Below are 641 nucleotides of genomic sequence, written 5' to 3'. Positions count from 1 at the left end.
AAACATTAAAGCAGCAAGAATAATTACATATGTTCTAACTTCTCTTTTAAAGCTATCTAGTTTGTTTTCAAGCTTATAAAGTTTAGCACATACTGAATCTTCAGGCTTATCAAGTTTAGCACCTATTGAATATTCAAGCTTATCAAGTTTAGCACATACTGAATATTCAAGCTTATCAAGTTTAGCACCTATTGAATATTCAAGCTTATCAAATCTAGTATTCAAAAGATCTATAGTTGGTAATTTAGAAATGGCTTCTTTAAATTCTCTAAAAGATTTGTCTTTTATTTCTTGAGAATTTATTTGGCTTTCTTTAGCAAATTCGTTAAGAGCTTTAATGAAATTTTCTTCAGTTTGATCTTTAAAATAGATAGAAAATAAAGCTTTTACACCTTCTGAAATATAATAATTTTTCATATTTATACAACCTTTTTTTAATTATAACATAGCAAATTTAAAAATGCAGTTTTTATAAAAATAAATAGAAATTTGTTTTGATTATATTTTACTCAATATTTTTTATTACATCTATGGTTAGTGAATATAATTAATAATTTTTATAAGGGTGTTTTCTGCTTCTTTGTTTTTATTCTTCTTTTTAAAAGCTACATCACAACACTTTATACTCTAAGCTTTTTAAA

Annotated in this window: 1 protein-coding gene; it reads right to left on the bottom strand. The window is 23.7% G+C overall.

Going from position 1 to position 641, the window contains the following annotated elements; translation table 11 throughout:
* A partial coding sequence (locus ELQ12_RS09795; protein WP_134264757.1) for a hypothetical protein occupies window positions 1-417 on the bottom strand: 417 nt, incomplete at its 3' end.
* Window positions 418-641: the final 224 nt, after the last annotated feature.

The sequence above is a fragment of the Campylobacter sp. US25a genome (genome assembly GCF_004379075.1).
Lineage (GTDB): Bacteria > Campylobacterota > Campylobacteria > Campylobacterales > Campylobacteraceae > Campylobacter_D > Campylobacter_D jejuni.
Note: the sequence above shows the minus strand (reverse complement) of the source record. Positions and strands in the feature narration are given on the sequence as shown.